At 60.0% G+C, this 25,272-nt stretch carries 22 protein-coding genes and 1 tRNA gene; 8 read left to right on the top strand and 15 right to left on the bottom strand.

The genetic code is table 11. The features are described 5' to 3' along the window. Window positions 1-48: 48 nt before the first annotated feature. Window positions 49-1,062 carry an alpha/beta fold hydrolase gene (locus tag HMPREF2604_RS01815; RefSeq protein WP_070562695.1) on the bottom strand — a complete coding sequence of 338 codons (1,014 nt, stop codon included), beginning with the start codon at window positions 1,060-1,062 and terminating at the stop codon, window positions 49-51. Between the two features lie 26 nt (window positions 1,063-1,088). Between HMPREF2604_RS01815 and HMPREF2604_RS01810 the strand changes: the two genes are divergently transcribed. Together HMPREF2604_RS01810 and HMPREF2604_RS01805 are read left to right on the top strand one after the other, a co-directional pair. After that, complete coding sequence (locus tag HMPREF2604_RS01810) at window positions 1,089-1,391, top strand: acyl carrier protein (RefSeq protein ID WP_070519714.1); 303 nt, start codon at window positions 1,089-1,091, stop codon at window positions 1,389-1,391. Then, window positions 1,388-2,167, top strand: a complete 780-nt coding sequence (locus tag HMPREF2604_RS01805) for an HAD-IIA family hydrolase (protein ID WP_070562692.1) — start codon at window positions 1,388-1,390, stop codon at window positions 2,165-2,167. The genes HMPREF2604_RS01810 and HMPREF2604_RS01805 overlap by 4 nt, the downstream gene beginning before the upstream one ends. A 3-nt stretch (window positions 2,168-2,170) precedes the next feature. On the opposite strand, the gene HMPREF2604_RS01800 is transcribed toward HMPREF2604_RS01805, so the two are convergent. From HMPREF2604_RS01800 to HMPREF2604_RS01755, 10 genes are all read right to left on the bottom strand, one after another. After that, on the bottom strand, window positions 2,171-2,605 hold the full coding sequence (locus HMPREF2604_RS01800; protein ID WP_070562688.1) for a hypothetical protein: 435 nt from the start codon (window positions 2,603-2,605) through the stop codon (window positions 2,171-2,173). A gap of 399 nt (window positions 2,606-3,004) precedes the next feature. Continuing rightward, complete coding sequence (locus HMPREF2604_RS01795) at window positions 3,005-3,808, bottom strand: serine hydrolase domain-containing protein (protein WP_070562685.1); 804 nt, start codon at window positions 3,806-3,808, stop codon at window positions 3,005-3,007. Between the two features lie 10 nt (window positions 3,809-3,818). Further along, the gene (locus HMPREF2604_RS01790) at window positions 3,819-4,439 is read right to left on the bottom strand and encodes an excalibur calcium-binding domain-containing protein (RefSeq protein WP_070562681.1); all 621 of its coding nucleotides are present in this window, start codon (window positions 4,437-4,439) and stop codon (window positions 3,819-3,821) included. A gap of 256 nt (window positions 4,440-4,695) precedes the next feature. Continuing rightward, complete coding sequence (locus HMPREF2604_RS01785; protein WP_070562677.1) at window positions 4,696-6,276, bottom strand: mechanosensitive ion channel domain-containing protein; 1,581 nt, start codon at window positions 6,274-6,276, stop codon at window positions 4,696-4,698. A gap of 43 nt (window positions 6,277-6,319) precedes the next feature. Beyond that, window positions 6,320-7,918 carry a peptide ABC transporter substrate-binding protein gene (locus HMPREF2604_RS01780; protein ID WP_246818357.1) on the bottom strand — a complete coding sequence of 533 codons (1,599 nt, stop codon included), beginning with the start codon at window positions 7,916-7,918 and terminating at the stop codon, window positions 6,320-6,322. 38 nt (window positions 7,919-7,956) lie between these two features. Continuing rightward, entirely contained in the window at window positions 7,957-9,030 is a 1,074-nt protein-coding gene (locus tag HMPREF2604_RS01775) for a trimeric intracellular cation channel family protein (protein WP_070532747.1), read from the bottom strand. Window positions 9,031-9,130: 100 nt separating this feature from the next. Next, entirely contained in the window at window positions 9,131-9,487 is a 357-nt protein-coding gene (locus tag HMPREF2604_RS01770; RefSeq protein WP_070562670.1) for a hypothetical protein, read from the bottom strand. Between the two features lie 74 nt (window positions 9,488-9,561). Beyond that, window positions 9,562-10,011, bottom strand: coding sequence for a Panacea domain-containing protein (locus tag HMPREF2604_RS01765; protein ID WP_070532722.1), 450 nt, complete (start codon window positions 10,009-10,011; stop codon window positions 9,562-9,564). Between the two features lie 132 nt (window positions 10,012-10,143). Then, window positions 10,144-10,217: transfer RNA gene (locus HMPREF2604_RS01760), tRNA-Ile, on the bottom strand. A 211-nt stretch (window positions 10,218-10,428) separates the two neighbouring features. After that, window positions 10,429-10,854 (bottom strand): hypothetical protein, encoded by a 426-nt coding sequence (locus tag HMPREF2604_RS01755; protein WP_070562666.1) that lies wholly within the window; start codon window positions 10,852-10,854, stop codon window positions 10,429-10,431. A 152-nt stretch (window positions 10,855-11,006) separates the two neighbouring features. Between HMPREF2604_RS01755 and HMPREF2604_RS01750 the strand changes: the two genes are divergently transcribed. Next, on the top strand, window positions 11,007-12,341 hold the full coding sequence (locus tag HMPREF2604_RS01750; RefSeq protein ID WP_070562662.1) for an AAA family ATPase: 1,335 nt from the start codon (window positions 11,007-11,009) through the stop codon (window positions 12,339-12,341). Between the two features lie 29 nt (window positions 12,342-12,370). Here HMPREF2604_RS01750 and HMPREF2604_RS01745 read toward each other — a convergent pair whose 3' ends face one another. Further along, window positions 12,371-12,655, bottom strand: coding sequence for a helix-turn-helix domain-containing protein (locus HMPREF2604_RS01745; RefSeq protein WP_246818356.1), 285 nt, complete (start codon window positions 12,653-12,655; stop codon window positions 12,371-12,373). 484 nt (window positions 12,656-13,139) lie between these two features. Between HMPREF2604_RS01745 and HMPREF2604_RS01740 the strand changes: the two genes are divergently transcribed. From HMPREF2604_RS01740 to HMPREF2604_RS01725, 4 genes are read left to right on the top strand one after another with little or no spacing between them, the layout of a single operon-like run. After that, complete coding sequence (locus HMPREF2604_RS01740) at window positions 13,140-14,612, top strand: DUF3375 domain-containing protein (protein WP_070562659.1); 1,473 nt, start codon at window positions 13,140-13,142, stop codon at window positions 14,610-14,612. Continuing rightward, a complete protein-coding gene (locus tag HMPREF2604_RS01735) occupies window positions 14,609-15,289 on the top strand; it encodes a DUF4194 domain-containing protein (protein WP_070519688.1) in 681 nt (226 codons plus the stop codon). Before HMPREF2604_RS01740 ends, HMPREF2604_RS01735 begins: the two co-directional genes overlap by 4 nt. After that, on the top strand, window positions 15,282-18,674 hold the full coding sequence (locus HMPREF2604_RS01730; RefSeq protein ID WP_070562656.1) for an ATP-binding protein: 3,393 nt from the start codon (window positions 15,282-15,284) through the stop codon (window positions 18,672-18,674). Before HMPREF2604_RS01735 ends, HMPREF2604_RS01730 begins: the two co-directional genes overlap by 8 nt. Next, window positions 18,661-19,812: a DUF3322 domain-containing protein gene (locus tag HMPREF2604_RS01725; protein ID WP_070562654.1), complete on the top strand. Its 1,152-nt coding sequence runs from the start codon at window positions 18,661-18,663 to the stop codon at window positions 19,810-19,812. Before HMPREF2604_RS01730 ends, HMPREF2604_RS01725 begins: the two co-directional genes overlap by 14 nt. Before the next feature lie 174 nt (window positions 19,813-19,986). Here the strand turns inward: HMPREF2604_RS01725 and HMPREF2604_RS01720 are convergent, their stop codons facing one another. Both HMPREF2604_RS01720 and HMPREF2604_RS13835 read right to left on the bottom strand, forming a co-directional pair. Further along, window positions 19,987-20,847 carry a hypothetical protein gene (locus HMPREF2604_RS01720; RefSeq protein WP_070562651.1) on the bottom strand — a complete coding sequence of 287 codons (861 nt, stop codon included), beginning with the start codon at window positions 20,845-20,847 and terminating at the stop codon, window positions 19,987-19,989. Between the two features lie 94 nt (window positions 20,848-20,941). Then, window positions 20,942-21,625, bottom strand: a complete 684-nt coding sequence (locus HMPREF2604_RS13835) for a type II toxin-antitoxin system death-on-curing family toxin (protein WP_118854849.1) — start codon at window positions 21,623-21,625, stop codon at window positions 20,942-20,944. Between the two features lie 593 nt (window positions 21,626-22,218). Here HMPREF2604_RS13835 and HMPREF2604_RS01710 point away from each other — a divergent pair. Then, window positions 22,219-24,480, top strand: coding sequence for a DEAD/DEAH box helicase (locus HMPREF2604_RS01710; protein WP_070562648.1), 2,262 nt, complete (start codon window positions 22,219-22,221; stop codon window positions 24,478-24,480). A 392-nt stretch (window positions 24,481-24,872) separates the two neighbouring features. Here the strand turns inward: HMPREF2604_RS01710 and HMPREF2604_RS14170 are convergent. Continuing rightward, a partial coding sequence (locus HMPREF2604_RS14170; RefSeq protein WP_210384651.1) for a hypothetical protein occupies window positions 24,873-25,272 on the bottom strand: 400 nt, incomplete at its 5' end.

Below are 25,272 nucleotides of genomic sequence, written 5' to 3'. Positions count from 1 at the left end.
GAGGCTATAACTTTGGCAGAACGGGCAGTTCGACCACCACAGCAGACCCTAGCTGCCCAGCACTCCATCGAGGACGCGCCCCAAAGCCTTGGAGACCTCGCTGGGCTCCTCCAAAATCACCATGTGCCCGGCGCCGTCAATGACAGTCAGGGTGGAGTCCGGCCAGTGACGGGCAATGACCTCCGATTGGCGGTGCGGAGTCACGATGTCAAGGCTGCCCACCACAATTTCGCCCGGCACGTTTCTAAGCCTGGCCGCCGCGCCGAACTCGGAGTGCTCCACCAAGTCATCGAAGAAGCCCGCGTAGCTCGACATCGGGGTATCCAACAGCATCGCCACGTGGAATTGCAGTTTGTCCATCTGCGGGAAGCCCTGCAGCAGCGCCGCGAAGGCCGGGGCGATGAGTGCGGCGGCCTCGAAGCGCACGCGGTTGAGCCGGCTCGGCAACCTCAAACAGACGCGATAGACCATGCCCAGAGTCTTCGATTCCAAGACACGTGCCACGCCCTCGGCCGCAAAGCGCTGCATCGAGGTAGCCACCAGCGTCATGCCCTTAACGCGGTGAAAAACCTCCCGCGGAGCGCGCCGCAGCAGGTTAAGCGCAATCATTCCGCCCATCGAGTGCCCAAGCAGCACCAACGGCCCCTCGGCGGCGCGCTCAGCGATGACGGCCAGCACGTCATCGGCCGCGCCCCGAACCGTGCACTGCGCGGGAGTGACGTGGGTGGATTGGCCGTGGCCGCGGACGTCGACAAGCAGGCAGCGCACCGAAGGGTAGTTGCGGCGCACGTCGTTGACCTGGGAGTAGAAGCTCTCAGCAGACAAGCAGTAGCCGTGGATAAAAACCACGGTGACCTCCGCGTCCTGCGGGCCTACCTCGTACCACGCCACGCGCACGCCGTCGTTGTCCACGAAGCCCGAGTCCTTCACCCCGGTCAGGCCCGGCTCTGTCGTGAGATCATGCAACTGATCGTGGACGGTGTGCTCGATGGAGCGCATGCGGGGGCGGGCCCGGCGCGACCAGCTGCGGGCGATGGCGGAGGAACGTGCTCGAATAACCATGACATTTCAATACTAGACTGGGCCCCATGGCTAATGACCTTTCAGCGCAACTCCAAGCCCGCTTCGGCTCCGCGCCGGCAGAAGAAAAAGAAGCTTCCCCAGCCGGGGACGCATACGGCGAGCTCACTCGCCTCATCACGAAGGTGACCGGCGTGGAGGAAGGCCTAGAGCGCGAAGCGAAACTAGAGGACCTGGGGGTTGAATCGCTCGAGCGCATCGAATTAGCCGTGCGCCTCGAGGAAGCCTGCGGAGTCCGCCTCAACGAAGAAACCATGCTCTCCGTCACCACGGTGGGCGAACTTGCTGATTATGTGGAGGAACACTCGTGATTTCCTATCTCTCAGACATGGACGGCGTCCTCATCAAAGAAGGGGAGATGATTCCCGGCGCGGATAAATTCATCCAGGCGCTGAAGGATAACAACATCGAGTACATGGTGCTCACGAACAACTCGATGTCCACCCCGCGGGATCTCTCCGCACGTCTGAAGAACACTGGTCTGGACATCCCGGCGGAGCGCATCTGGACCTCGGCGACGGCCACGGCGGCCTTCCTGTCCACCCAGGCTGGCCTGTCCACGGCCTACGTCGTGGGCGAGTCCGGCCTTACCACCGCCTTGCACGAGGCCGGCTGGATTCTCAACGACCGCGACGCGGACTTCGTGGTCTTGGGTGAGACCCGCACCTATTCTTTTGAAGCCATCACCACGGCTATCAACCTCATCCGCAACGGCGCGCGGTTCATTGCCACCAACCCGGACGTCACGGGCCCGGCCCCGCAGGGTGTGCTCCCGGCCACGGGTGCGGTTGCGGCGCTGATTACCGCGGCAACCAACCGCGAGCCTTACTACGTGGGCAAGCCGAACCCCGTCATGATGCGCAGCGCGTTGAATAACATCGGCGCGCACTCGGAAAATACCGTCATGATCGGTGACCGCATGGATACCGACGTCAAGTCGGGATTGGAGGCAGGCATGCGCAGCATCTTGGTGCGTTCAGGCATCAGTGATGACAGCATCATCGAGCGCTACCCTTTCCGCCCGACTCACGTCATCGACTCTGTGGCGGAGCTTCCGGAGCGCATCCTCGATCCTTTCGCGGACTAGGACTTAGACCGCACGCTTGACGACGCCCCTGAACCCGTACTCCCCCGCCAACATCTCCACGGCGCGGCCCAGCGCGTCCAGTTCGCTGGGCGTTCCCGTAATAACTTGCTGGCAGCCTATCCCGAGGCCGCCTGCGTTGTCAGGAACGCGGCCGCTAAGCGGATCCCATACTGGGTCGCGGTGCCAACGGGTACACCATTGGGCGGTCAGCGGGTCATCACCAGGCACTATGAACTCGCTTTCGCTGCTGATGCAGCGCGCCATGGCGCGCTCGATGGCAGGGCGCAGGTTGCGCGGCATGCCCGAGATCTGCAGCACGGCGGTGCAGACCTCACCGCAGGCGCGGTTGGGCCAGTTATCTGCCGGGCTGCCAAGTGGGGTGGCTGAAGCGGCCGGCGCGGTGTCACCGGCCAGCTGCGGGTGAACGCGTTGATTCACTCCTTAAACTCCTTTGACGTGCGAGTGATGGCACGCCGGCATGTGCCGACGCAAGACGAGCTTCGTCTTCCCCTACGAACTTGTCTTCATCACGTCACTCGCGCCGAGGCGCGAACACCGCTTGGTGCGACCGCAGTATGCGGCCACACGGTGCGTCGTTGTGTGCCCACAATTTTCCCCCGCCACTTGAGCCACAACAACCCTCAACCTGCGCTTAAGCCCCCACAGCCTCAACAAGAACTTGAGACTTTCACCCCGAAATTCGCCCCATCAATCACTTCAGTCACATAAGTCAACGTGTGTAACACGCGCGCGTTGTCGCCACAGCTACCCCACTACCCCCGTTGCGGCGCCCTACGGCACGCCGCGACGACGCTCAACACCGTCATGCCACCCCGGCTAGCCCGCCTGGCACTCCTGCCAGATGGCCGTGTTGGTCTCGGCCCACAAAGGCTTGCACCACTCGCCAAAATCGCGGTCCGTCAGCGAAACCATGGCCCAGTCACCAGCCACCCACAGGTAGGTACCGCTCATGCCGAAGTGCCCCACGGCATCGGCGGGCAAGCCACCCATCCACTGCTGCTTCTCACCGTGGATTTCAAAGCCCAACCCCCACGTGCAGTCTTTGAAGCTGCCATAGCCGGGCACGATGCCCCGCAGTCCCGGAAACTGAACGCTGCGCATTTCCTCCACCGTCGAAGGATCGAGCAGGCGCGGCGAATAGACCTCGCCGGCAAAGGCAGCGAGATCCTCCACACTAGAAACCAAACCGTGCCCGGCCGAGCCTTCCAAGGTAGTGGCCCGCATCCCCAGCGGGGCGCACACGCCTTCAGCAAGGTATTCAGCAAAAGGAATCTCGGTGGCCTTCTCCACTTCCTCGGCGGCCCATTCATAGCCGGCCGAGGAGTAGATACGGCGCTCGCCGACAGGCTTTTGTTGCTCCCGAGTATCAAAGCCCACCCCCGAGGCATGGGCTAAAAGATGGCGCAACGTGGAGCCTTCAGGGCCTGCCGGCTGATCCAGCTCCACCGCCCCTTCTTCCACGGCCACCATCACCCCATAGGCGGCCACCAGCTTGGTCACGGAGGCCACCGGGAAGCGGCGGGGGGCATCCCCCAGCTGCTCTACTACCTCGCCGCGGTGCAACAAGGCGGCGGCAACGGTATCGACTGGCCAGGACTCAAGAGAAGAAAAAGCGCTCATGCGCTCCAGCTTAACGAGGATCGCGCTCGCAGCCTACGCCATCACCATCGCGGTCGAACTTGGAGCGGAAACCTGGCTCACCCGCATAGATCGGGCGGCCTAGTGCGTTCCACACGTCTGCGCAGCGAGTAAAGGACGCGGGGGCAGGCTTCTGGGCCGGAGCCGACTTAGGTGCGGGAGCCGGCTTGGGCGCCGGGGCTGGAGCAGGAGCCGGAGCTGGCTTCGGCGCGGGGGCAGGGGCAGGCTGCGGTGCAGGAGCAGGTGCCGGAGCTGGTGCCGGCGGAGACGGGATGATGCCCGGCAGCGGGTTCGGAATGATGCGCTGCTGCACCGCCCAGTACACGCCACCGGCGGCAGCCGCGAGGACCGCTGCGGTAATACCCACGCCGAGTGCAATCATTTCACCTTCGGAGGACTGCTGGAATTCGGCGTCATCCTCGTCCTTGTTGGAGGAGCCAGAACCCTGGCTCGAGGAATCAGCTTCCTGGGAGGAGGAGTCAGACTCGGAGGAAACCGTTGCGGTTGCCTCGGCGTTAGGGGCCGCGGTCTCCGCCTGAGCAGGAACGACAACGGACAGTGCGACAGATACAGAAACAGAGGCGGCGAGAACCGCGCGAGAGAACTTCTTCATAAACTCAAGTTATATCCTGCAGCACTACCCCGCAGGAAATCGCGCTCATCCGAGGGCTACATCACGCCGGAAAGCCACAGCGAGCTGGAAATCAGCAGCGGGCTACACCGCATGCGTTAACGGATGAGCCCGCCGCGCCGATATCAAAAATGTAGCGCATTTCGTCGCTGCACTTCCCTATCACTCATATCTCTGATGCGCCCTCTCCTCGCGCCTCTCTCATCTCTTTGTGGCGCCTCTCGGTGATGCCGCGGAGCTACATCACGGTGGACGGCTCTGCGGCTCCCTCAGAAACGATCGCGGAAGGCTGCTCATTCGCCGTGGGCGCGGGCGTTTCGGAGTTTTGCTCCACTGGGGCCTGGGTTTCGGCGTCCTGCGGATCCGCGGGGGCATACACAGCTTCGCTGTCCGGGGTGCTATCAGTTGGAGTGTCCGGATCAACTTCTGCCGTCGGCTCCTGTTCTGCGGAGCCCGTGGAGTCAGTTGCCGGCGCCTCCTGAGGTGTGGTCAGTGGCGCGGAGGAAGGCGCAGAAGGTTGCGCCGACTCAGAAGCGGATTCGGACTGCCCCATCCACCGCGAGGGCGATAGCCACCCGGCGTCCACCCCATCAGGGTTAGCGGAGGAAAGCAGCAACAGGCCAACCACACCGAGGCCGGCGATGAGCCCCGTGGTTGAGGCCCGCACGCGCCCGCCGAGCGTCCAGAAATAATTCCACTTGTTGTCCGGCTTATCGTCGCGCCAGATGCCGCGCTGATAATCGTCCTCTTCTTCCTCCTCGGAGTCGTCCGCATAAGCCGGCCGTCCCGGCCCGTCATCTTTGCTGTCTTGGGGCATAGCGCCGGCATCAGCGACGGCGTCGGCAGCAATGGCCTCCGTCTCCGCATCCGATGACACGTCATTGTGCGAAGGCTCCGCAGTATCTGCCGCCGGCATGATGGTGGTGGGGGCGTCGGCAGCGGAGACGTCGCCAAGCTCCTGCGAGACATCCCCCGGCATGCCCTCAGTGGTAGGAAGCTTGTACAGATCCCAGAAGGTGGAGAGCAGCGCCGAGCGGATCGCGCGCTCCACCGCCCACTGGCGGGCGGGGTTGACCTGCACGAGGACGCGGTACTGCACCTGCCATGGCTGGCCGGCCGCAGTGGGGGCCGTGAGCCCAGTGGCGGGCAGAACGTCGAGCTCACCGGCCACATCCGCGTGGATGTCTGGGGCTTCAATGGCTCGCTTCGAAATCTTTTCCACCTGTTCGGTGATCTCCGGCAAGGACTCGCCCTCGTGGACCGGGATGGCGATATCCACCACCGCGCGCGACCATTCTTGCGAGAAGTTCGTGACCACGCCCGCGGAACCATTCGGCACCATGACCACTTCACCGGTGGGTGTGCGCACAGTCGTCGTGCGCAGCGTCAGCGAAACGACGGTGCCCTCCACGCCAGTCACGCCATCAAAGCTGACGTAATCACCCACGCCGAACTGCTTTTCCGAGAGGATGAAGAAGCCCGCGAGGAAGTCACCGATGATGGCCTGCGCGCCGAAACCGACGGCGGCCGAAACGACTGTCGCCGGGATAGCCGCGCCCAAGGGCGGCACCCCGACGTTGGCCAGCGCAGCCAACACAAGAAGGAAAAAGGCCACCGCCTGCGCCACGTAGACCAGTGCACCGGCAAGCGCCAAACGCGCCTTGGTAGATTCTTGATTCTCATCCAAACGGGACTCAATCACCCGCACGGCCAGCCGGCCGATGCGCGGGATGAGAATCGCCAACAACAGCATTCCCAGCAGCGGCAGGCCGTGATCCACGATGGCCTGCCACATGGCGAACAAGTAATACTTCAGCATTGCGCCAAGCCTAGTCCTTCAGCCTGACAGAACCCTTGGAGCCTTAAGCGCGGTGGATGAGATAGTAATTCGGAGTTGGCTTCCACGTGTAGCCCGCGGGGACGATGTCCTCGCCGAAAGCGCAGAAAGTCTTCGTCGTCCACAGTGGAATCGCAGGCATCTTTTCCAGCAACAGGCCTTGAGCCTCCGTGTAATGCTTTTGGGCTTCCTCCCGGCTCTTCGCCTGCCCCGCCTTCTTCAGCAGCTCATCGTATTCAGAGCTGTTAAAGCCTGATTCATTCTCCGAAGAGTAGGACGCATATAGCGGCACCAGGAAGGTAGATTCCTCAGGGAACTCCGCCTGCCAGATCGTGCGGAAGGCACCGGTGAGGTGACGGGCAATCACCTCTTGTCTGAGGTCCTTCAAAGTGGCAAACTCATGGCCCTCCGCCGGCACGCCGAGGGTATCCGACAGTTGCTTCGCCACGGCGTCGATCCAGGTCTTATGGCCGCCGTCGGTGTTATAGGAAATGCTGAAAATCCCATCAAACGGTTCCAGCTTTTCCGCCTGCTCCCACAGTTCGCGGGCCTTCTCCGGCTGGTAGGTCAAGACGTCGGCCCCCTCCGGTGTCGGCGGAATGGAACCGTCCAGCGGCGCGACGAAGCCGGTAGCGGGAAGCACCATACCGTGGAAGATGTCCCGGGCCATTCCTTCGCGATCGATTGCCATGGACAACGCGCGGCGGCGCAAGCGTCCGGCCTCACCGCGGAAGTTCGCATCGTTGGCGGGGATGGTGATTTCCATGATGGAGCCGCCGGGCTTGGTCAAGGCGCGGGAGCCTAGTTCCTTTTCGAAGCTGCCTAGCTTCTCCGCCGGGATCCGCGTGAGCACGTCCAGCTTGCCATCTACGAGGTCCTGGTAGGCCTGCTCCTCCGAGGAATACACCACGAACTTGATGCCTTCATTCTGCGGCGTTCGCGGCCCCTTGTAGCGAGGGTTCGGCACGAGGGTCACAGCTTTCTCGCGCTCCCAGGAAGCCAGCACATAAGGCCCGCTGCCGATGGGATCTGTTCCGCGATCGCTCAGCCTATCCTGGTCTTCGGAGCGCATGGGGAAAAAGACCGAGTATCCCAGGCGCTCGAGGAATCCCGCCGTGGGGCGTGAGAGCTCAATGCGGAAAGTTTTCGGCCCCGTCACCTTAAGGCCGCGCATTGACTTCCTGCCTTCGTGGAAGCCACGGATTGGTTCAAAGTGGTGCGCGGAGAGCAGCGACTGGCGCACCGCGGTATTCCACGTATCGACGAAGTCTTCTGCTTCCACGGTTGAACCGTCGGAAAACACGGCGTCATCTCGAATCACCACGTCATATGTCGTGTCATCGACCTGCGTGATGGATTCCGCCAAGTCATAGTGAGCGCCACCGGTTTCATCCAGGTACATCAACCCCGAGTACACAAGGTTGATGATGGTCTGCCCCGGCGCATCGTTGGAATCAGCCGGGATGAGGGTGCGCTGTGGCTCCGAGATATCCGTGGTGATGAGGTTCATGTCTGAGGTGTCGACGTTGCCAGGCTCCGCCGTGCATCCCGCCACCGTGGGCGCCACGACGCCCGACACCGCTAGCGCCGCCAGCATGCCTAGAAAAGAACGCCTCGAAGTCACGCGTTCATCACCTCACTCTCACTAATACTTTAAAGGATCTAATCATCTCTCTTTTCATAACGGCGCATGAGCCTCTCCACCAGTTCATCGGTGAGCTGGTCATCGGCCAAAATGCGATCCAAAAGCTCGCGTGGTGTCGGCCCCTCGGTGCTCGGGGTCTCGTAGGAATCTCCGCTCAAGTCCACGCCGAAATCGGAGGTTTCCGCTTCCGCGGCGGGCGGCTTCATCATCTGCGACATCTCCGCCACTTCCTCATTGAAGGAATCGAGGAACTCGGTGGCATCGATGGCTGCTTCCGAACGGCGCTTGCCAGCACGCACTTCGCGCTCAATACGACGCTGCAGTGCCTTTTCCATCTGGTTGTGGCGCCAAGAACGGAGTTTGGAGGGCTCTAGGCGACGCCCCACGGCCCTGCCCTTGCTTTCCGCCTTACGCGCCATCACCATGACGTAGGCCGCGGTGTCATTAACCGGCGCCCACTCCTGGCGGGCGGGCACGCGCCACCCGGCCCAGATACCCAGCATGGTCATCACGAAGGAAACGACCGGGCCAAGAATGACTCCCCAGGCCAAGTAGCCGGCCGAATCCGCGCCGAGGACCACCAAAGCGCAGGCCACCGCGGGGATCACGGTGGGTGTGTTATCCCCAAAGACGGCGGGTTCGCGCCCCATCGCGATGTCACGGATCATGGAACCACCGGTTGCGGTGAACACGCCCATCATGATGCAGGGGATCAGCGGCAGCCCGTAGGCAATGGCCTTGAGCGCGCCTGTCGACGCCCACAGCGCCGAGACCACCGCATCCCCATGGGACTGGACATAATCCCACGTCTTGCCTTTGAAGTAGACAAAGCGGGCGATGATTGCGCCGGCAAACGCCAGGTAGAGATACTCCGGCTGACTCATCGCAGCGACGGTGCCGCGGTTGATCAGCACGTCACGGATCATGCCGCCGCCGAGGGAGGAGAACATCGCAATGAAGAAGAAGCCCACGATGTCATAACCACGCTGGCGGGCCATGGTGCCGCCAATCATGCCCATGAGGAGGACACCAATGATGTCGGACCAGTAGTACAGCGACTCGATCAATGGGTCCATCTCGACAACGCTCATGGTGGTCATCGTATCGGGTGCTGTGCGATATCTCGCATTAAGGAGCTATTCCTTGAAGTACGCCGCCTAAAAGCTAGCCTACGAGGGCTCAGAACAGGAGCTAATGCACGTAGAGCTCGTTATAGGACTTCTCTATCCAGATGACATAAAACACTTCACCGTCTTTCCAGCCGACGAAAGGTAAATTCCCCTTGTGGCGGTAAACTCGGAATCTCTCGACATCCTGAAACTGCCTCGGAATGCAAGGAATAATTGAGCCAGCCGGAATGAATTCAGAGCCAAGTCCATGCTTGGGATGCTGCGCCAATTCTTTCCATGACAGCACTGACCGCTTGTGCCACTTTTCCAAAAACTCCGCGCGCATCGAGTCATCTAGCTCCCCGAAGCCCCACCCCTTCTGCAGGAACCGCGTTGAAAGGAGCGGATAGTCAGCTCTAGTACTACGGAGTGCCTCCACGACACTCGACTCTGGGGTGCTCCTCGCCCCTCTGGTTGGCCTACTCCCCCGTCGTTTACTTTTCTTGCCCACGGTTAACAGAAATAGTTTTTCAGATCGGCATCCGTAATCTCTAGCCCTCGTTTGCCCTCGACGAAGTTCTTTTTCCAAGGAGATTCGGTGTGGGTTTTATTACGCAATGCCCATGCGGAGTATGGGCCATATTTGTCCCACACTTCAATCAGGTCCTGCTCGACGTCACGGTAATCATCCCAATCAAAGTCATCTGAGATGAACTCATCGGGGTCTATGGGAAGCTTTCCGTAGTGCTTGACGTCATGGTAGATGTCTACAACTACTGGGCCATGCGCCCATGCTTCCATTCGGTCAGGGAAAAGCGGCAGGCCATCAGAAGAACGCATATGCAGACCTTTGGCGTAATAAAGAAGCTTTTGAAGCTTGAGCTGCGTAATTTCTGCATCGTCAGTTTCATCAGCCCACGCTACGAACCATTCAGCTATTTGCCGCGCCGTATATTGTTCCATGTCTGCCCTCCTTCCAGTTCCTGCCAAGAGTACAACAGGCCCAAGACATGTCACCATGCCAACGAGCGAACAGGAGTAAAAGCACCCGCCATTAGAGCAACATCAGGAGGGCGCAATGGGAGCAATAAGTTGTGGGGCCACCGGGGCTCGAACCCGGGACCAACGGATTATGAGTCCGTAGCTCTAACCGACTGAGCTATAGCCCCGCGTATTCCCCGCCTGCTTTTATGCACACAGCGAATCCGCTCCCAGCAACATTAATCGGCGGGCCCAGAAAACGGCAATTTAGGCCTTTGAAATCGCTGTCTGATCTTCGGCAGCGCTCCTCCGCCATTTCACCACCAGGACGGAGCCACGGCACGCTTCTGCTCAATTTTGGCCGGGCTGAGTTTCAGGGCGCTGGGATAACGGCCAGGCCTATTCTTTCTTCTTCATTTTTCTGGCTTGTCTGCGCTCACGCCTTCGAGCGCGCTTTGCTTTGCGGATGTCCACGACCCACCGCGGAACAAAAGGCCACGGAAGCGGAATCCCAATCGCCCCCGTAAATCCGATAACCCCGATGACGAAAGCTGCCACGAGCGGAACAATCAGCACCGTTTCGACGGACTCGGGAAGGTTCGCACTTGCTACCAACCCTGTGGCACCGGCCGCGCCCATAATAAGCGTGCCATAAGGATAAATGAAGAGGACGCCATCGCTTTCTGCACCTGTTGCATCGGCTGAGTCGTACCACTCTTCTGATTGGGGATTCCTCCGCACGTACCGGATGTAGAAGGTCCAGTAGGCCAGCATGACCAGCACTAAACCGACACACACAAGCAGCCCAGTGATATCTCCGTCCATAGGATGCGGCCTCCTGTGGTTGCTGGTTGCGGTATGTAAACAGACGCTACCAGCGACTGCTGGAGTGAGTTCGAAATCCGGATGCGGGCACGCTCCCGGGCCTAGGACAGCTATCTATGATCCGGCATGCGTGAGCCTGTAGTGTCGCGACCATGAGGCTCCTTTCCTTTAGCGTGTCCAACTTCCGCAGCATCCGCGCCACGCAGACGCTTGCGCTGTACCACCACTGGCAGCACTCCACCGCCCCGGAGGAAGGATGGGCACAGATCAGCGAGCCCACCACCGTGCTCATCGGCCCCACGGCGTCGGGAAAGAGCAGCGTCCTCAATGCCCTCGCCTTCGCACTGCTCGCCATCGAATCCTCCGCCACCACCTGGCTTGCCGACGCCCCACCCAACCAACTCCCCCACGCCCCGTACCGCCTAGATCCCCGCACGCAGCGCCTGCCCAGCACTTTCGAGCTGGATTTTGAGCTCGATGGCGTGCGCTACCTCTACGGATTCCAGTGGAGCTTCACCGGCGTGCACGCGGAATGGCTCAGCCGCGTGCCATCGACAAGGTGGAGCCCCTGCTTCGTGCGGACCCGCGGTGAGGAGGTACAGTGGACGAAATCCTTCATGGACAAGGGGGACGTCGCCAAGCTCGGCCCCGTTACGGACACCGAGCTGATCCTCTCCGCCGGCCTGCGCGATGGCCACCCTGTCCTCGCGCCGCTGGCCCGTGCCCTGGTGCACGACGTGGCCTACCTGCCGCACGGGCACTCCTCCATCAGCACGTCCGCACGCATCACCACCCTCATCCGCACTGGCAAGCTGCACCTGCATGAGGCCGCCGCGCTGCTGCGCGCGGCCGATGCCGGTATCCACTCCGTGCGGCTCAACCAGGACCACATCCCGGAGCACGTCTTCCGCCAGATGCGCCCGGTCATCGATGCGCTTAGCCACAGCGACGGCAGCATCCGCCGCCCCGACGAGTTCCGCGGCTACACCGATGCGGAGATTGAATCCCTGCTGCACGCCATCATCGTGGAGCACAAGTCCGATGATTCCTTCTACGAGCTGAAGCTGACCGATGAATCCGGCGGCACGCAGAACTGGATGGCCACCGCTCCCCTGGTTCTCGATACCCTGCGCCGCGGCGGAATCCTGGTGGCCGATGAGCTGGATTCCGCCCTGCGCCCAGCACTCCTCGACTTCATCATCCAGGCCTTCCGCGAGCCCAGCATCAACGTCAACGGCGCGCAGCTCATCTTTGCCTCCCACACCTTCAGCGTCCTCGAGCGCGCCGGCGAGCTGGGCCTGCGCCCCGAGAGCTTCTGGTCCGTGGAGAAGACCTCCGCCGGCGAATCGGAACTGCACAACCTCAGCGACGTGCCCGTTTCCCTGGGCAACCCCGACGCCACCCACCACTTCCTGCGCGAGCGCTACGGCACCGCCTCACGAGAGGCACTGACTGCGCTGCGGGAGCTTGTCACGGATGGTGCATGAAAGGGGCGGGCGCTTGGCGACGACTCCCCTCAAAACAAATGCGCATTCTCCTCTTCGAATGCACGCCATTCCTGGAACGCCATAACACGTTCTTTGGCACGCTGGCGCCTCATTTGCAATACGTCTTCGCGCTTGAACCTCGTATGCGTTCCACGCTTATGGGTCGCAATTTTTCCTTCTTTTGCCCATTTCATGAGCGTTGGGCGCGAAACGCCTAGCAACTCGGCGGCTACCGTACTGGTGAGCTCCTCAGGAATGCGAGAGATCGTGACATGCCCTCGTTGCACAACGGACATCAAGACCTGGGAAATCAATCGCTGAACATTACGCGACAACGCGACTGAGCGCTCTTGCGCTAGCCACCCCAGTCAGCTTCCAAGGCGTTGTCATTCAACAGGTTGGCCAAGTCACTCGCGATACCCATGAAGAGTAGGGATTCACTCGCAACAACAAACGTCGCTCAGGCGAGTCTTTCATCAAACAATTCTCGGACTCGACTCAAGCGCTCAAGGAACGCCTCCGCCGCGAAGCAGCGATCGACGATCCTGATATCGAGATCGCCCATATTTCAGCGCCTTCCCTGGAATCCTTGAAAAAGTCGCATTCACGGTATTTCATGGGCCGCGTCGAGGTACAAGACGACCAGGTGGATGCAGCCTAAAGCTTCGCTTCTGGTCCCGCCTCCATGGGCGTAATTATTTCAACTTATTCTCTGTAGGACATGCACCAGGCAGAGGGCTTCGAAAATCTGAGCCCGTCGTGACTGCGCATGTCCGGCACACCTGTCAGAATCAAGACATGACTGTTGAAGCACGCGCCCTCTCCCTCCGGCGCCTGATGCGCGATTCCGCCGCAATCCGGCTCCTGGCTGCGGACAACGCGCCCGTGATTCTGGCGTTGATTGCGGAGTACTTCCCGCGCGGCACCCGGGCGCGCCCAGCAGCAGAGGTATACGAGCTCATGGTCACCGATTTCGAAGTTTTAGCCAGCGAGTTTTCCATGCCCCGCACGCCACAGAACTACTGCAATGACTGGGTCAAGGCCGGCTGGTTAATCAGAAAGTCCGGCAAGAGCTCCCACGGTGAAACGCTCGAGCCCAGTGAAGATGCACTCTCGGCCCTCGAAGCCATCGAACGCTGGGAAGCACCGGTGACCGCGGTGACGGCCTCACGGGTGGAGTCGATCAGCTCGGCGCTGCAAAGGCTGGCGCGGGATACCAACGAGGACATCGCTAGCCGCGTGGCCAGCTTGGAAGCAGAACGTGACCGCATCGACCGCGAGATTGAGAAGGCACACCTCGGGCAGTTTGAAAGCCTCACCGCCGCGGAGACGGAAGAGCGCGTCCAAGACGTACTGAACATGGCCATGGCCGTGCCGAGTGATTTCGCCCGGGTTCGCCATGAGCTCGAGGCCCTCAACCACCAGCTGCGCCGACAGCTCTTAGATCCGGAGGGCTACCGCGGCGAGGTGCTGGAGGAAATCTTCAACGGCGTGGACCACATTGCGGAATCGGAGGCCGGGCGCAGCTTCCGCAGCTTCTATTCCCTCCTCATGGATAGAGAGCGCAGCGCCTGGTTGGACCAATGGATCAAGGAGGTTCTGGAAAGCGAGCCCGGGCAGCAACTCGCCCCGGACAGGAGGCAGCGGCTGCGCAGCCTCTTTCGCGATATGGAGGAGACCAGCTTCGAGGTCAACCAGACCATGACCGGGCTGGCACGCAGTTTGCGCAACTACGTCTCCTCCGAGCAATTCGCGGAGGACCGGCGCATGATTGAGCTGCTGCGCGAGGCCCGCGGCATGGCCATTGATGCCGCGCAGAACTCCGAGCTGAAGGCCTTTCACCGAATGGACACACCGCTGCAGCGCATCGGCATGTCGATTCATTCGGTCTCCCGCATCCGCCTGGCCAACCCCGGGCGGGAAGTCGTGGAGGAGGCGCCAGTGGCCTACCAGCCCGGCACAGAAGACCCACAGGCGCTTTATGAGCTGGTGCGCGAATCAGAAATCGACTTCGAGGAATTGCACGAGGCGGTACGCGGGGCCGTCGCCAAGTCCGGCCCCTGCACTATTGGCCAGGTGCTGCAGGCCTATCCCCCGACGCAAGGTCTGGCCAGCGTAGTGGGTTTGGTACATATCGCGGATTCCCACCCGTTGCCCTCGCTGAAAGAAGAACACGAGACAGTCATGTGGACCGAGGAAGACGGTACCGTGCGTTGCGCCCAGATCCCCACCATGTATTTCGATCACACCACCGTTAAGGAGCTACAGTGACCGCCGCCAACAGCCCCCGCGTCGATGCCGCGCACGAGCCGCCGCTGTGGGAACACGATAAAGGAACGCTGACCTACCATTCACGGCGCGCGCTGGTGCAGCTGCTGCAGGGCCCGCTCATTCGCGCGCAGAAGGAGCCGGTACTGTGGGCGGCCATTATCTCCGACGAGGAGAATCTACGCGCCCGGTTGCACGAGGTGTTCCTAGAGCTCGTCGTAGATGAGACGGAAGGCTTCGCATTCACCCGCATGGTGGAGGAAGACAGCTTGAGCATCCCGCAGGTGCTGCGCACGGACAAGCTCAAGCACATCGACACCGCCATCTTGTTGAACCTGCGCCAGGAGCTGGGCCTCACCCTGCCCGGCGAGCGCGTCATCGTCGACGTGGAGGATCTCCGGGAGAGCATCGGCTATGTCCGTGCGGTGGATAACCGCGACGAGGCCGGCTTCACCAAACGCTTCAACGCGGCAATGAAACGCATACAGAATGACTATTCCCTCATCAGCGCCACTGAAACCGAGGGCCGCTTTGAGGTTTCCCCGGTACTGCGCCAGCTTTTCGACGCCTCCACGGTCTCCGCCATCCGGGACGAATACGCCCGCCTGGCACAGACGGAGGACCAGGATGAGCAGGAACCGGAGCAGCTCCAAGAGCAGGAGGATGCCTCCGATGACTAAGAACACCACCTACTACCCCGGCCAATTCCGCATCAGCCGCATCCAGCTGATTAACTGGGGCACTTTCCACGGCTACTTCTCCATCCCGGTAGCTCGCAAGGGTTTCCTCATTACAGGCGGCTCGGGTTCCGGCAAGTCCACGTTGCTCGATGCCATGTCTGCAGTGCTAGTTCCGCAAAGTCACGTGAAATTCAACGCGGCGTCGCAACAGGACCTCGGGCGGCACAACGGGCGCAACCTCGTCTCCTATGTGCGCGGCGCGTGGCGGCAGCGGGAGAACACGCAGACCGGTGAGATCGCCCCCGAGTACTTGCGGGAGGGCGCCACCAACTCGGTCGTGGCGCTGACCTACGATAACGGCGCGGGCAAGCAGCACACCCTCATCGCTATCTTCCGCCTGAACGGCGGTGAGAACTCAGTAGGCCAGATCAAGAGGTTGTATGGGCTGGTGCCGGGCGACGAGGACATCGACAAGCTCAGCCCTTTGCTCACCCGCAGCCTGGACACCCGCAAGATTAAGGCAATGTACAAAGGCCCCGGCGCGTCTTTCACGCCGACCTACACCACGTTCGCAGACCGCTTCCGCAAACGCTTAGGGATCAAGAATGTGGAGGGCCAGCTGCTTCTCCACCGCACGCAATCCGCGAAGTCCCTCTCCAGCCTGGACCAGCTCTTTAGGGACTACATGCTGGACCGTCCGGCTACCTTTGAGAAGGCGGATGAGGCCGTCGAGCAATTTGAGGATCTGCGCCAAGCCTACTTAAGGGTCGAGGACGTTAAGGCCCAGATTGATACGCTCGCTCCCCTGCCCCAGCTGCATTCCCAGCGCACAGGCGCGGAGGCTGACAAAGCAAAAGCAGAGGCCATGGCTGAGGCGCTGCCAGCTGTACGCGCCCGCTTGGTGGCAGAAGAACTGGACGTTCGCATTCGGGCCCTTTCAGCGCAATTGGCTGAAGCCCAATCGGAGGCCGCATCGCTTGAGGCCGATGTTGCCCACCTCGATGACGCAGAGCGCCTCGCCGCAGTGGCCGTCTCCCAGCTCAGTTCGGGTGAGCTCGATGCCCTAAGGGCCAAGATAGAAACCGCCGAAAAAGAGATTGAGCACCGCACGAAGGAGTTCCAGCGCCTCAGTGCAGCGGCCGGACAGTGGACTGATCACTACGAGCTCAGCCCGCATGGCTTCGCCCAACTACAGGCCAACGCGAAGATCCGCATCGCAGACTTCGAGGCCGATTTCGAGGACCTCATCAACCAACAACAGGAGGCCGGCGTGGCCGCCCGCGACGCCGCCACCGCCTGCTCCACGCTGGACAGCGAGCTGCGCTCCTTCAGCTCACGGAGAACCAACATCGATAAGACCTTGGTGGAGCTGCGCTCGCAGCTGGCCCGCGATACCGGTTATGCCGAGTCCGAGCTCCCCTTCGCCGGCGAGCTTATCGATATCAGCCCTCACCAGAGCGAGTGGGAGCCGGTGATCCAGAAGCTACTGCACAATTTCGCCGCCACCCTGCTCGTGCCCGAAGCCGCGCGAGAGGCCATCAACCAGTGGGTCAATTCCCGCAACGTGGGCACGCGCTTGGAGTACCGCACCATCCCGGAGTTTGCCCCAGCGCCGGCAGCGGCGCGCAGCCCGCGGCAGCTCATCCACAAACTCGAGTTCCAAGACCATGCCATGGCGAGCTGGGTACGCCACCACATTTCGCGCCGCTTCAACTACGAATGCGTGGACTCCGTAGCGGAATTGGAGAAGGCCACCTTGACCCCGGCCATTACCCGCGATGGCCTGGAAAGCCGCCCCAAGGACAAGGACGGCTCAACGCGCTTCATCAAGGATGACCGCACGCGTTTTAGCGGCACCGCCTGGTACCGGGTGGGCTCCACCAACACCGCCAAGATTGAGCTGCTGCGCTCCCAGCTCACCGAAGCCAAGGCCACCGCCCGCGCTACGGCCAAGCAGGTCCAGGACTTCAACCGGAAGATGGACATCCTGCGCTCCCAGCGCGATAAGGCCCAGCAGGTGCTGGATACCTCATTCCAGGACATCGACACCGCCTCCGCCGAGGCCCGCAAGCGTGATCTGCAAGAGCAGTTTGACTCGCTGGCTTCCTCCCCGGAGGCCCAGGCGCTGGCCGCCGCGCACGCACAGGCCAAACAGAAGCTCAACGCCGCCCGCGCCAAACTCAACGAGGCGCAGAAACACCTGGGCAACGTCGAAGGCGAGCTCGATCGCTCCACCACACGCCGCCGCGGCATCGGCCCCGTGCCGGACATCGCGGATAAAGACATTGAGACGGCAGTCGTTGAAGCCCTGCACAAAGGCAAGCGCAGTCTCACTATCGATGACATCGATGCCCGCCGCGATGAAGTCCAGGCCAGTTTGCAAGAAACCTCCCGCACGGCCGCGCGCCGCATCGAGGAGGCCAACGACAAGATTGTCTCCGTCCTGCACGCCTACCTGTCCCAGTGGCCGGCGGAGGCCGCCGACTTGGAGCCACAGGCCAGCTTCGCCGGTGAGGGCATCGAGAAGCTCAAGTTCCTCCGGGCGGACCGCCTGGCTGATTTCCGCGCCCGCTTCCTAGACCTGCTCAACGGCCAGACGGTACGCAACCTCTCCCACCTGGCCACGGATCTGCGCCGCGCCCGCAGCGATATTGAGATGCGCATGGACTACATCAACAAATCCCTGGAGCGCTCACCCTTCAACGGTGAGCGGACCCTGCGCATCGACGTCAAGGACGCCCGCGGCCAGGTGGTTCAAGAATTCCAACGGGATCTCGATGCCGCCACCTCCCACAGCCTGGCGGAAGTCACCGAGGATGATCCAGCGGCAGCCATTGCGCGCTACCACGCCTTGGACAAGATCTTAAGCCGCCTCGGCTCCAGCCAGCCGGAGGATATCCGCTGGCGTAACGTGGTTTTGGACACCCGCCGGCACGTCAGTTTTGTCGGCCGCGAGTGCTACCCCGATGGCACGACGGCCAACACCTATCAGGACTCCGCCTCGCTCTCTGGCGGCCAGGCGCAAAAGCTCGTCTTCTTCTGTTTGGCCGCAGCCCTGCGCTTCCGCCTCGCGGAGCCGGACCAGGACGTGCCCACCTATGGGTCCATCATCTTGGATGAGGCCTTTGACCGCGCGGATCCCGCTTTTACCCGCACGGCCATGTCCGTCTTCGCGTCCTTTGGATTCCACATGATTCTGGCCACGCCGTTCAAGCTCATCCAGACTCTCTCGCCCTATGTGGACGGCACCATCGTGGTCAGCTACGACGAGCCCACCATCGACGGCCGCCCGCAGGCACGGACGGGCTACAAGCTTATCGACGCCTCCACCACCCACGACCCCCAACAACCCGACCCCAAGGACTCCGACGATGCGGACTCCTAAAGACCTACAGGGGCATGCCGCCAAGTACCTGCGCAACCACGTCGCCGACGCACTCGCCGATCCCGCTGCGCTCAACCTGGACTGGCCGCTGCACCCGCCAACAGCTACGGCCGCCGCCCGCGATATCAAGGCCACGAGAGACTTCATCCGCGCCTGGCAGCGCTGGCCACACCAGGAGGAGGTCATCTATGAATCCCGCAATTGGTCCCGCGCGGGCCTTGGCACCAATGACGTTCCCACACGCGTAGTACTCACCGGCGCCGCGCGCATCGCTGCCGCCGCGGGCCTGCTGCCCGACTACAACCGAGCCCTCCAGCGCGCCCAGGACATCGCCGCCATCTTTCCGGACTCCCCGGACTTCGCTCATACCGTCCGCCGCACGTACAACCAGTGGAAGGACTTAAGCACCTACGACTTGCGCTGCCTTGGGCCGTGTCTGACCTGGCTGCGCGCGAACCCCCATTCCGGCGAATGGGAGCGCGCCGTACCGGTGGAAGGCGTGGATGGCAAATGGATAGGCACCCACCGTCGCCTGCTCCTGGCGCTCCTCGCCCCCTTCGGCATCACGGACTTGGGCCTGCGCCGCAGCGATGCCCGCCTGCGCCTGCGCTACCTCAACTACGCACCAGCGCTCTCTGATATAGAAATCCCCCTCGCCGACGCCGCCGAGCTCTTCCCGGACACCCCGCCCCGGGTGCTCATCGTGGAGAACAAACAAACCTTCCTAGCACTTCCCACGCTTGCCGACGCCTCCCCAACCACCATCGCCATCCTCGGTTCCGGCACCGCCGCCCACCAACTCCAGGCACTGTGCTGGCTACATCACGCCGACATCACCTACTGGGGTGATCTTGACGCCGCCGGCTTTGCCATCCTCAACGCCGTGCGCGCCCACTTCCCTCACACCAGGTCCCTCCTCATGGACACCGCCACCGTCACCAAATTCCAGCACCTAGCCGTCCCCGACCCCGGCGACGGCTCCGCCACGCTTACCCACCTCACCACCGAAGAGCAGCGCGCCTACCGCTTGCTTTACACCAAAGGAAGGCTGCGCATCGAGCAGGAGCGGATTCCTTTTGTGCACGCCAACGCAATGGTCCAAGAGGCCCTCGGTGGCGGCTCAACGCAAAGCCACTAACACCCCAAGCACACTAAAAATGACCCTCACCTGCCAGTAGCCCCGGTGAGGGTCGAGCAGCTGTACGCAAAGTAGGACTGCCCCTACCAAGAATTATGCCCAACGAGCGCAGAGATAGTCAACGCCTGCGTCGCAATAATGAGCCGGCAGTCAATCGTCTCGATGAAGCAAACATCAATCTACGAAGCCATCATCACCAAGCCCATCAAGGTACACGCTCCAACTTTTAAAGACATCAGCAAGCAGATGTAATGGTGCTTCATCAACGTCGTCGCAGTGCCGAAACTCCTTTAGGCTGAATGCTGCCGCGCCGACCGCGATAGCGGTTCGGATAGCCACTTCGTAGGTTTCAATTGCATTGCCGCAGCTTCCGATATCTGCTGAGATCGCTATTTCAATTTGGCGGACTACATTGTGGTGCACTGATCGATTGAACTCGTTGTACATCTCACGACCTTTAAACCCATCAAAATACGTCTCAACCAGATCCGTATACGGCAATAGTCTGTGACGCCTGCCGTACCCCTGCGATGCAAACGCTTGCCTAATTTTTTGATGCGCCTCCAAAGCGTCATGAAGCTTGGAATCGGGCCTTGCAGCGTCAGAGTTCTCGTACCCATTTATCACGACGTTTACCGCTCGAGCGGTTCTAACCCACGGGTCTTCTTGCTCATTCACATACATTACTAGAGCAGCGTTTTCTAGAGCAGGCCTGGCAAGAATTGATGGTGTAAGCGGATACCGAATATCGGACTTCAGCAACAGGCCGATCGAGTGCAAAGCTGCACCCGCGGCTTGCAAGGCCGCCGCTGTTAGCTCATCAGGAAGTCGAGAAATCCCCCATTTTTGAGCCCCACGAATCTTAGGCTCAAATTCCGCCTCAAGGGCATCCGCAGCTTCTGCAGTAAGAACTCGAGGTGAACGAGCCATCTCATTTACAGTGTGCGCTGCGACCTCACAATGTGCGCCAAGCCCCTTCAGAGGAAAGTAGTGCTCATACTCAGCAAACGAGTTTTCCAACGGATAACCCTGCACAAACTATCACCCCATAGCCTTTCGCACATGTTCACTATACCGAATCGTGCGTAAGGCCTAATCTCCGGCCTCTTGACCTAGCAGTCCAAACTACCTAGATATACCTAGACCAGTCATGCATGTCTAAGTGCGCTTGAATTGCTCGAGCTTTAAACTTTATTCTCTTTTTCTCTAGAGGGTTATCGGCATACTGGAGTAATTCTTCAGCTGCTTCGCGTGCTTGATCGGAAGTAAGCACCATTTCAATAGGAGTACTCTGGCTCCCCGCGAGATACAAGTAGATAAAGCGCGTTCCGTCAGGAGTCTTTCCAACGCCTACGAAATAGTCTTCCCCTTCATCCGTTATTTTAGTTACGCTAAACCCTGACGGTAGATTACCGGCGTTCCCTAGAAAAGGCGCCACCAAAGACCGCAAAGCATCTGCGATTTCAGGCACGCCAACTTTTTCACCAACTATTCTTTCCACAAGATGCTCAGAAGCATCTGCGTCAACTTTTCCAAGCAGGGGACCTACCGCCAGGTTCAGCCTGAGAAACAACCAGCAAGCCGCCCAGCCAGTCCGCTTGTTACCATCGAAAAGACTTTGCGTGGTGCAGAAAGAATGCAGAAGTGCTGCAGCTTTATCCCAAGCGGTTGGAAACGCGTCTCTCCCGAGAACAGTAGTCGCCGGTCGGTTTACATTTGCTTTAAACTGATTGGAATCACGGATTTGCAGAGGGGACCCACAAGCCAATTCCCCGACGATTAGGACTTCCTCTTCGTTGGGATAAATGGTCAAGCTAGACGGCGGTTAAGTTCCGCGGACCAATTGGCAATCTCCCGCCCTAAGTACTCAACGTAGCGGCGACGGTCTTCCTCATCCATATCTTGGACCTGAGTTACAGAAGTATTAATGTGGTCAGGTCTTGAAACGGTCGACTTTGTCAATTTAATCCCTCCTTCGCCCTTCAGTAGTCAGCACCTGCTTATTTCAGAGATTAGCACTCGTCGGAGAATTTGCGTAGAGGAAGTCATCACCCCTCCTTTCCCAGGAGGACACGTACACCTGAAGCGTCTTTCACCTAGCAGTGAGACTCTTCTTAAGGACAACCGAATTGTGTGCGAATGTCTAGAGGCCACCTCAACGCTCTCCACTTGCTGCGCCTGTCCCGCACACCTATCAGAATCAAGGCTTGACTGTTAAAGCACGCACTCCATCTCTGCGCCTAGGAGGCCCTCCAAAAAGCTCTGGAGCCTTCGCGGCTCCAGGCGACAACGTTCCGGTAGCCGGCTCGTCGTGCGATTATTCTAAGCAATACATCGCCATGCCTACAAGGCTCTTAGCCGCTCACCGTCCGATAAACTAGTTCCGACGCACAAGGAACACCCACCATGACTGAACAGAAACGCCTCCAAGCACTTGAAACTCGCGTTAGTGAATTGGAGTCCCAGGTAGCCCAATTACTGCAGGCCCTCGGTCATGCTCCTTCGCGGCCTAGTGCTGCAGGCACACCGCCGCCGAGTGTTCACTCTGATAAACGCTCACCGGAAGAGAAGATTGCGCTCTTCATGGATTACTTCACGGGGAGAACAGATGTCTACGCAGTGGCCAAGAATACTGCGGGAAAGAAGGCTTGGTACCCGGCTAGCAATGGCTACTATGACCGAAGAAATCCCGACCTAAAGCCCCTGACGCCAAAGGTGATTGAAGGACATTTGCGTCGGGACAACCGCTTTCATGTTGGCCTTTATCCGCTGTGTACAGATGACAGTTGCCGGCTGTTGGTTTGCGATTTTGATTATGAAGACTTCAAGCAAGCCGCCCGCGCCTACGCAGAGGAATGCAAGGACCACGGCCTCGATCCTCTTATCGAGGTTTCACGATCAGGGAACGGAGCTCACGTTTGGCTCTTCTTCGACGAGCCCATTCCCGCCAGCCTCGCTCGTTCAGTTGGCATCGGGCTTCTTGCCAAGGCTAGCCCGGATTCCTACTTCTCCAGTTTCGATCGGTTCTTTCCATCTCAAGACACACTGCCGGCGAAAGGCCGTGGTTTCGGCAATCTGATTGCCCTCCCATTAGCAGGCCACCATCGATCCGAAGGCACAACCATCTTTGTCGACAGTGATTTTCATCCTTTGCCAGACCAATTCGAGGCTTTGGCAAGAACGAAGAAGGCGACGCTTTCCGAGCTCAAGAGAATCTACGCTGCGCTTCAGCCTGATCCCGAGACGTCCCTTCCTCAGGCACCCACCCGCGCAGAACTAAAGAAGCTCAAGGCCTCCGGAAAAGTCCACGTCACGCACGATTCACACGTCCACGTCGATTTATCAGGCATCGACGCCACCACTCGTACAGCCCTGCGGCACCTAGGCGCTATTGCCAACCCGCAGTTTTATATAAAGCAGGCCCAGCGTTTCTCCACTTTCGGTACTCCACGGCTCATCGTACGTTTTGATGAAAAGGACCAAGTCCTCACGCTCGACCGCGGCACGCTCGATGACGTCGTCGACATCTTGAAGACTGCCGGATATACCGTCACACGTCGCGGACGTACGCCGAAACCTCAGCGCATCGATGCGTCATTTGCCGGTGAACTACGCCCCTACCAGCATTCCGCCGTCAAACAGATGCTCAAGCACAAGTCTGGAATGCTCATTGCTCCTCCTGGCACTGGTAAGACCGTCATGGCGTGTGCCATCATCGCTCAGCGTTCAGTCCCTACCGCAGTGATAGTTCCATCCAGGGAGCTAGCTACCCAATGGTGCCAAGCCCTCAAGCAGTTTCTTCCAGACGTTCAAGTTGGGCAATACTCGGGCGCCAAGAAGAAGCTCAGTGGAAAGATAGACATTGTCACGGCTCAGTCCATCAGCCGCAATGATTCCAAGACAGATTTTCTTTCCGGCTATGGCCACATCATCGTTGACGAATGCCACCGAGTCGGCGCTGCGGGTTTAACCAACGTCCTCGCACACCTCAACGTTCGCTTTATGCTCGGAATGACCGCCACACCGTACCGCTCCGACGGTCTTGATAAGCTACTTCCCCTGATCTGCGGCCCTATCCGCCATACCGTCGAGCTCAAACGCCCCGGACGCCGCAACTACGTAGTCCACAACACCGAGTTCACTTACGACTCCCCTTACCTGTTCTGGCCCGACCTCGACACCGCCCTGGCTGCGGATGCGCACCGCAACCGCCTCATTGCCGATGCCATCACACAAGCAGCGCAGGACGAGCACACGGTCCTCGTCCTAGTGAAACGACGCGAACACCTCACTGCCCTCAACACCCTGCTTACCGACGCCCCCTTCCCCGTCCTTCAGCTACACGGCGGACAAAAGGCAAGCGAGAGGCAGGCCGTCCGTGAGCAGCTTGCCGTAACACCGCATTTCGTCCTTCTAGCCATGTCCCAGGTAGCTGGCGAAGGCATTGATCTTCCTGCACTGGATACTCTTGTGCTGGCAGCGCCAGTAAGCTTCCGCGGCGTTGTCATTCAGCAGGTTGGCCGAGTCACTCGCGATACCGATGACAAAGAGAGCATTTCTGCCACCGTGCACGACTTTGTCGATGCCAACGTCCCTGCCCTCGCCGCAGCCTTCAGAAAGAGAAGCTCGACCATAGCCAAGCAGGGATTCACTCGCGACAACAGCTAGAGCCCCGTGCGTGACCAATTCCTACGTGATTAGGGGTTACGCACAACTAAAATCCTTATTAAACAGCCAGATGAATCGGAGCAACACAGTGGCTGAATATGTAATCACTTACAAACGTCGCTCAGCGAGTCATTCATAGGACAATTCTCGGATTCGACTCAAGCGCTTAACGAACGCTTTCACCACGAAGCAGCGGTCGGCGATCCTGATACTGCGATCGCCCACATCTCAGCGCCCTCCTTGGAGTCCTTGAAAAAGTCTCATTCACGGTATTTCATAGGCAGCGTTGAGATAGAAGGCATCTAGGTGGACGTAACCTAAAGCTGCACCTAAATCTCCGTCGCTATGGCTTGACTATTACAACCTGCGCGACAGAGTGCTAAGTGCGATTGTCAGCGAGAAGGCAAGTAGGGGGAGGCCGACATGGTCACCTTAGTCGAGTCAAATCCTTTCGCTTGTAGAAATTCCCTCGTCGCCCTAATCTCTTTTCTAGTTGCACCTGGCCCCAACCGCACATGCGCAAGGTGCGGCATGTTGGCTTCACCGCGTACGGGAGCTGATCCAAATCGGGTCTCTAAGTAAGGAACAATCGATTTTTGCGTCGCACGAAAGTGCGACAAATCACCACGGTAGTCATGATAGATTGCACGGACTTCTCGTTCATCCTTGAAACTGGGGTGCTTCAAATACGAGCACACTAAACGAGCGGTACGCCAGAAATCGTCTGCGGTTTTTGAGGGATTTTCTGGCTCTTCCGGTTTTGGGGTGCGTAGCGGGGTGAGGTAGAAATCG

Source organism: Corynebacterium sp. HMSC055A01 (genome assembly GCF_001809405.1).
Lineage (GTDB): Bacteria > Actinomycetota > Actinomycetes > Mycobacteriales > Mycobacteriaceae > Corynebacterium > Corynebacterium hesseae.
Note: the sequence above shows the minus strand (reverse complement) of the source record. Positions and strands in the feature narration are given on the sequence as shown.

What these genes read in the sequence shown, in the direction of transcription:
- HMPREF2604_RS01765 (WP_070532722.1), bottom strand. Translation starts at nt 10,011, where the DNA reads ATGGAACAATATACGGCGCGGCAAATAGCTGAATGGTTCGTAGCGTGG.
- HMPREF2604_RS01775 (WP_070532747.1), bottom strand. Translation starts at nt 9,030, where the DNA reads ATGAGCGTTGTCGAGATGGACCCATTGATCGAGTCGCTGTACTACTGG.
- HMPREF2604_RS01815 (WP_070562695.1), bottom strand. Translation starts at nt 1,062, where the DNA reads ATGGTTATTCGAGCACGTTCCTCCGCCATCGCCCGCAGCTGGTCGCGC.
- HMPREF2604_RS01725 (WP_070562654.1), top strand. Translation starts at nt 18,661, where the DNA reads ATGCGGACTCCTAAAGACCTACAGGGGCATGCCGCCAAGTACCTGCGC.
- HMPREF2604_RS01785 (WP_070562677.1), bottom strand. Translation starts at nt 6,276, where the DNA reads ATGCTGAAGTATTACTTGTTCGCCATGTGGCAGGCCATCGTGGATCAC.
- HMPREF2604_RS01810 (WP_070519714.1), top strand. Translation starts at nt 1,089, where the DNA reads ATGGCTAATGACCTTTCAGCGCAACTCCAAGCCCGCTTCGGCTCCGCG.
- HMPREF2604_RS01790 (WP_070562681.1), bottom strand. Translation starts at nt 4,439, where the DNA reads ATGAAGAAGTTCTCTCGCGCGGTTCTCGCCGCCTCTGTTTCTGTATCT.
- HMPREF2604_RS01740 (WP_070562659.1), top strand. Translation starts at nt 13,140, where the DNA reads ATGACTGTTGAAGCACGCGCCCTCTCCCTCCGGCGCCTGATGCGCGAT.
- HMPREF2604_RS01795 (WP_070562685.1), bottom strand. Translation starts at nt 3,808, where the DNA reads ATGAGCGCTTTTTCTTCTCTTGAGTCCTGGCCAGTCGATACCGTTGCC.
- HMPREF2604_RS01755 (WP_070562666.1), bottom strand. Translation starts at nt 10,854, where the DNA reads ATGGACGGAGATATCACTGGGCTGCTTGTGTGTGTCGGTTTAGTGCTG.
- HMPREF2604_RS01750 (WP_070562662.1), top strand. Translation starts at nt 11,007, where the DNA reads ATGAGGCTCCTTTCCTTTAGCGTGTCCAACTTCCGCAGCATCCGCGCC.
- HMPREF2604_RS01710 (WP_070562648.1), top strand. Translation starts at nt 22,219, where the DNA reads ATGACTGAACAGAAACGCCTCCAAGCACTTGAAACTCGCGTTAGTGAA.
- HMPREF2604_RS01730 (WP_070562656.1), top strand. Translation starts at nt 15,282, where the DNA reads ATGACTAAGAACACCACCTACTACCCCGGCCAATTCCGCATCAGCCGC.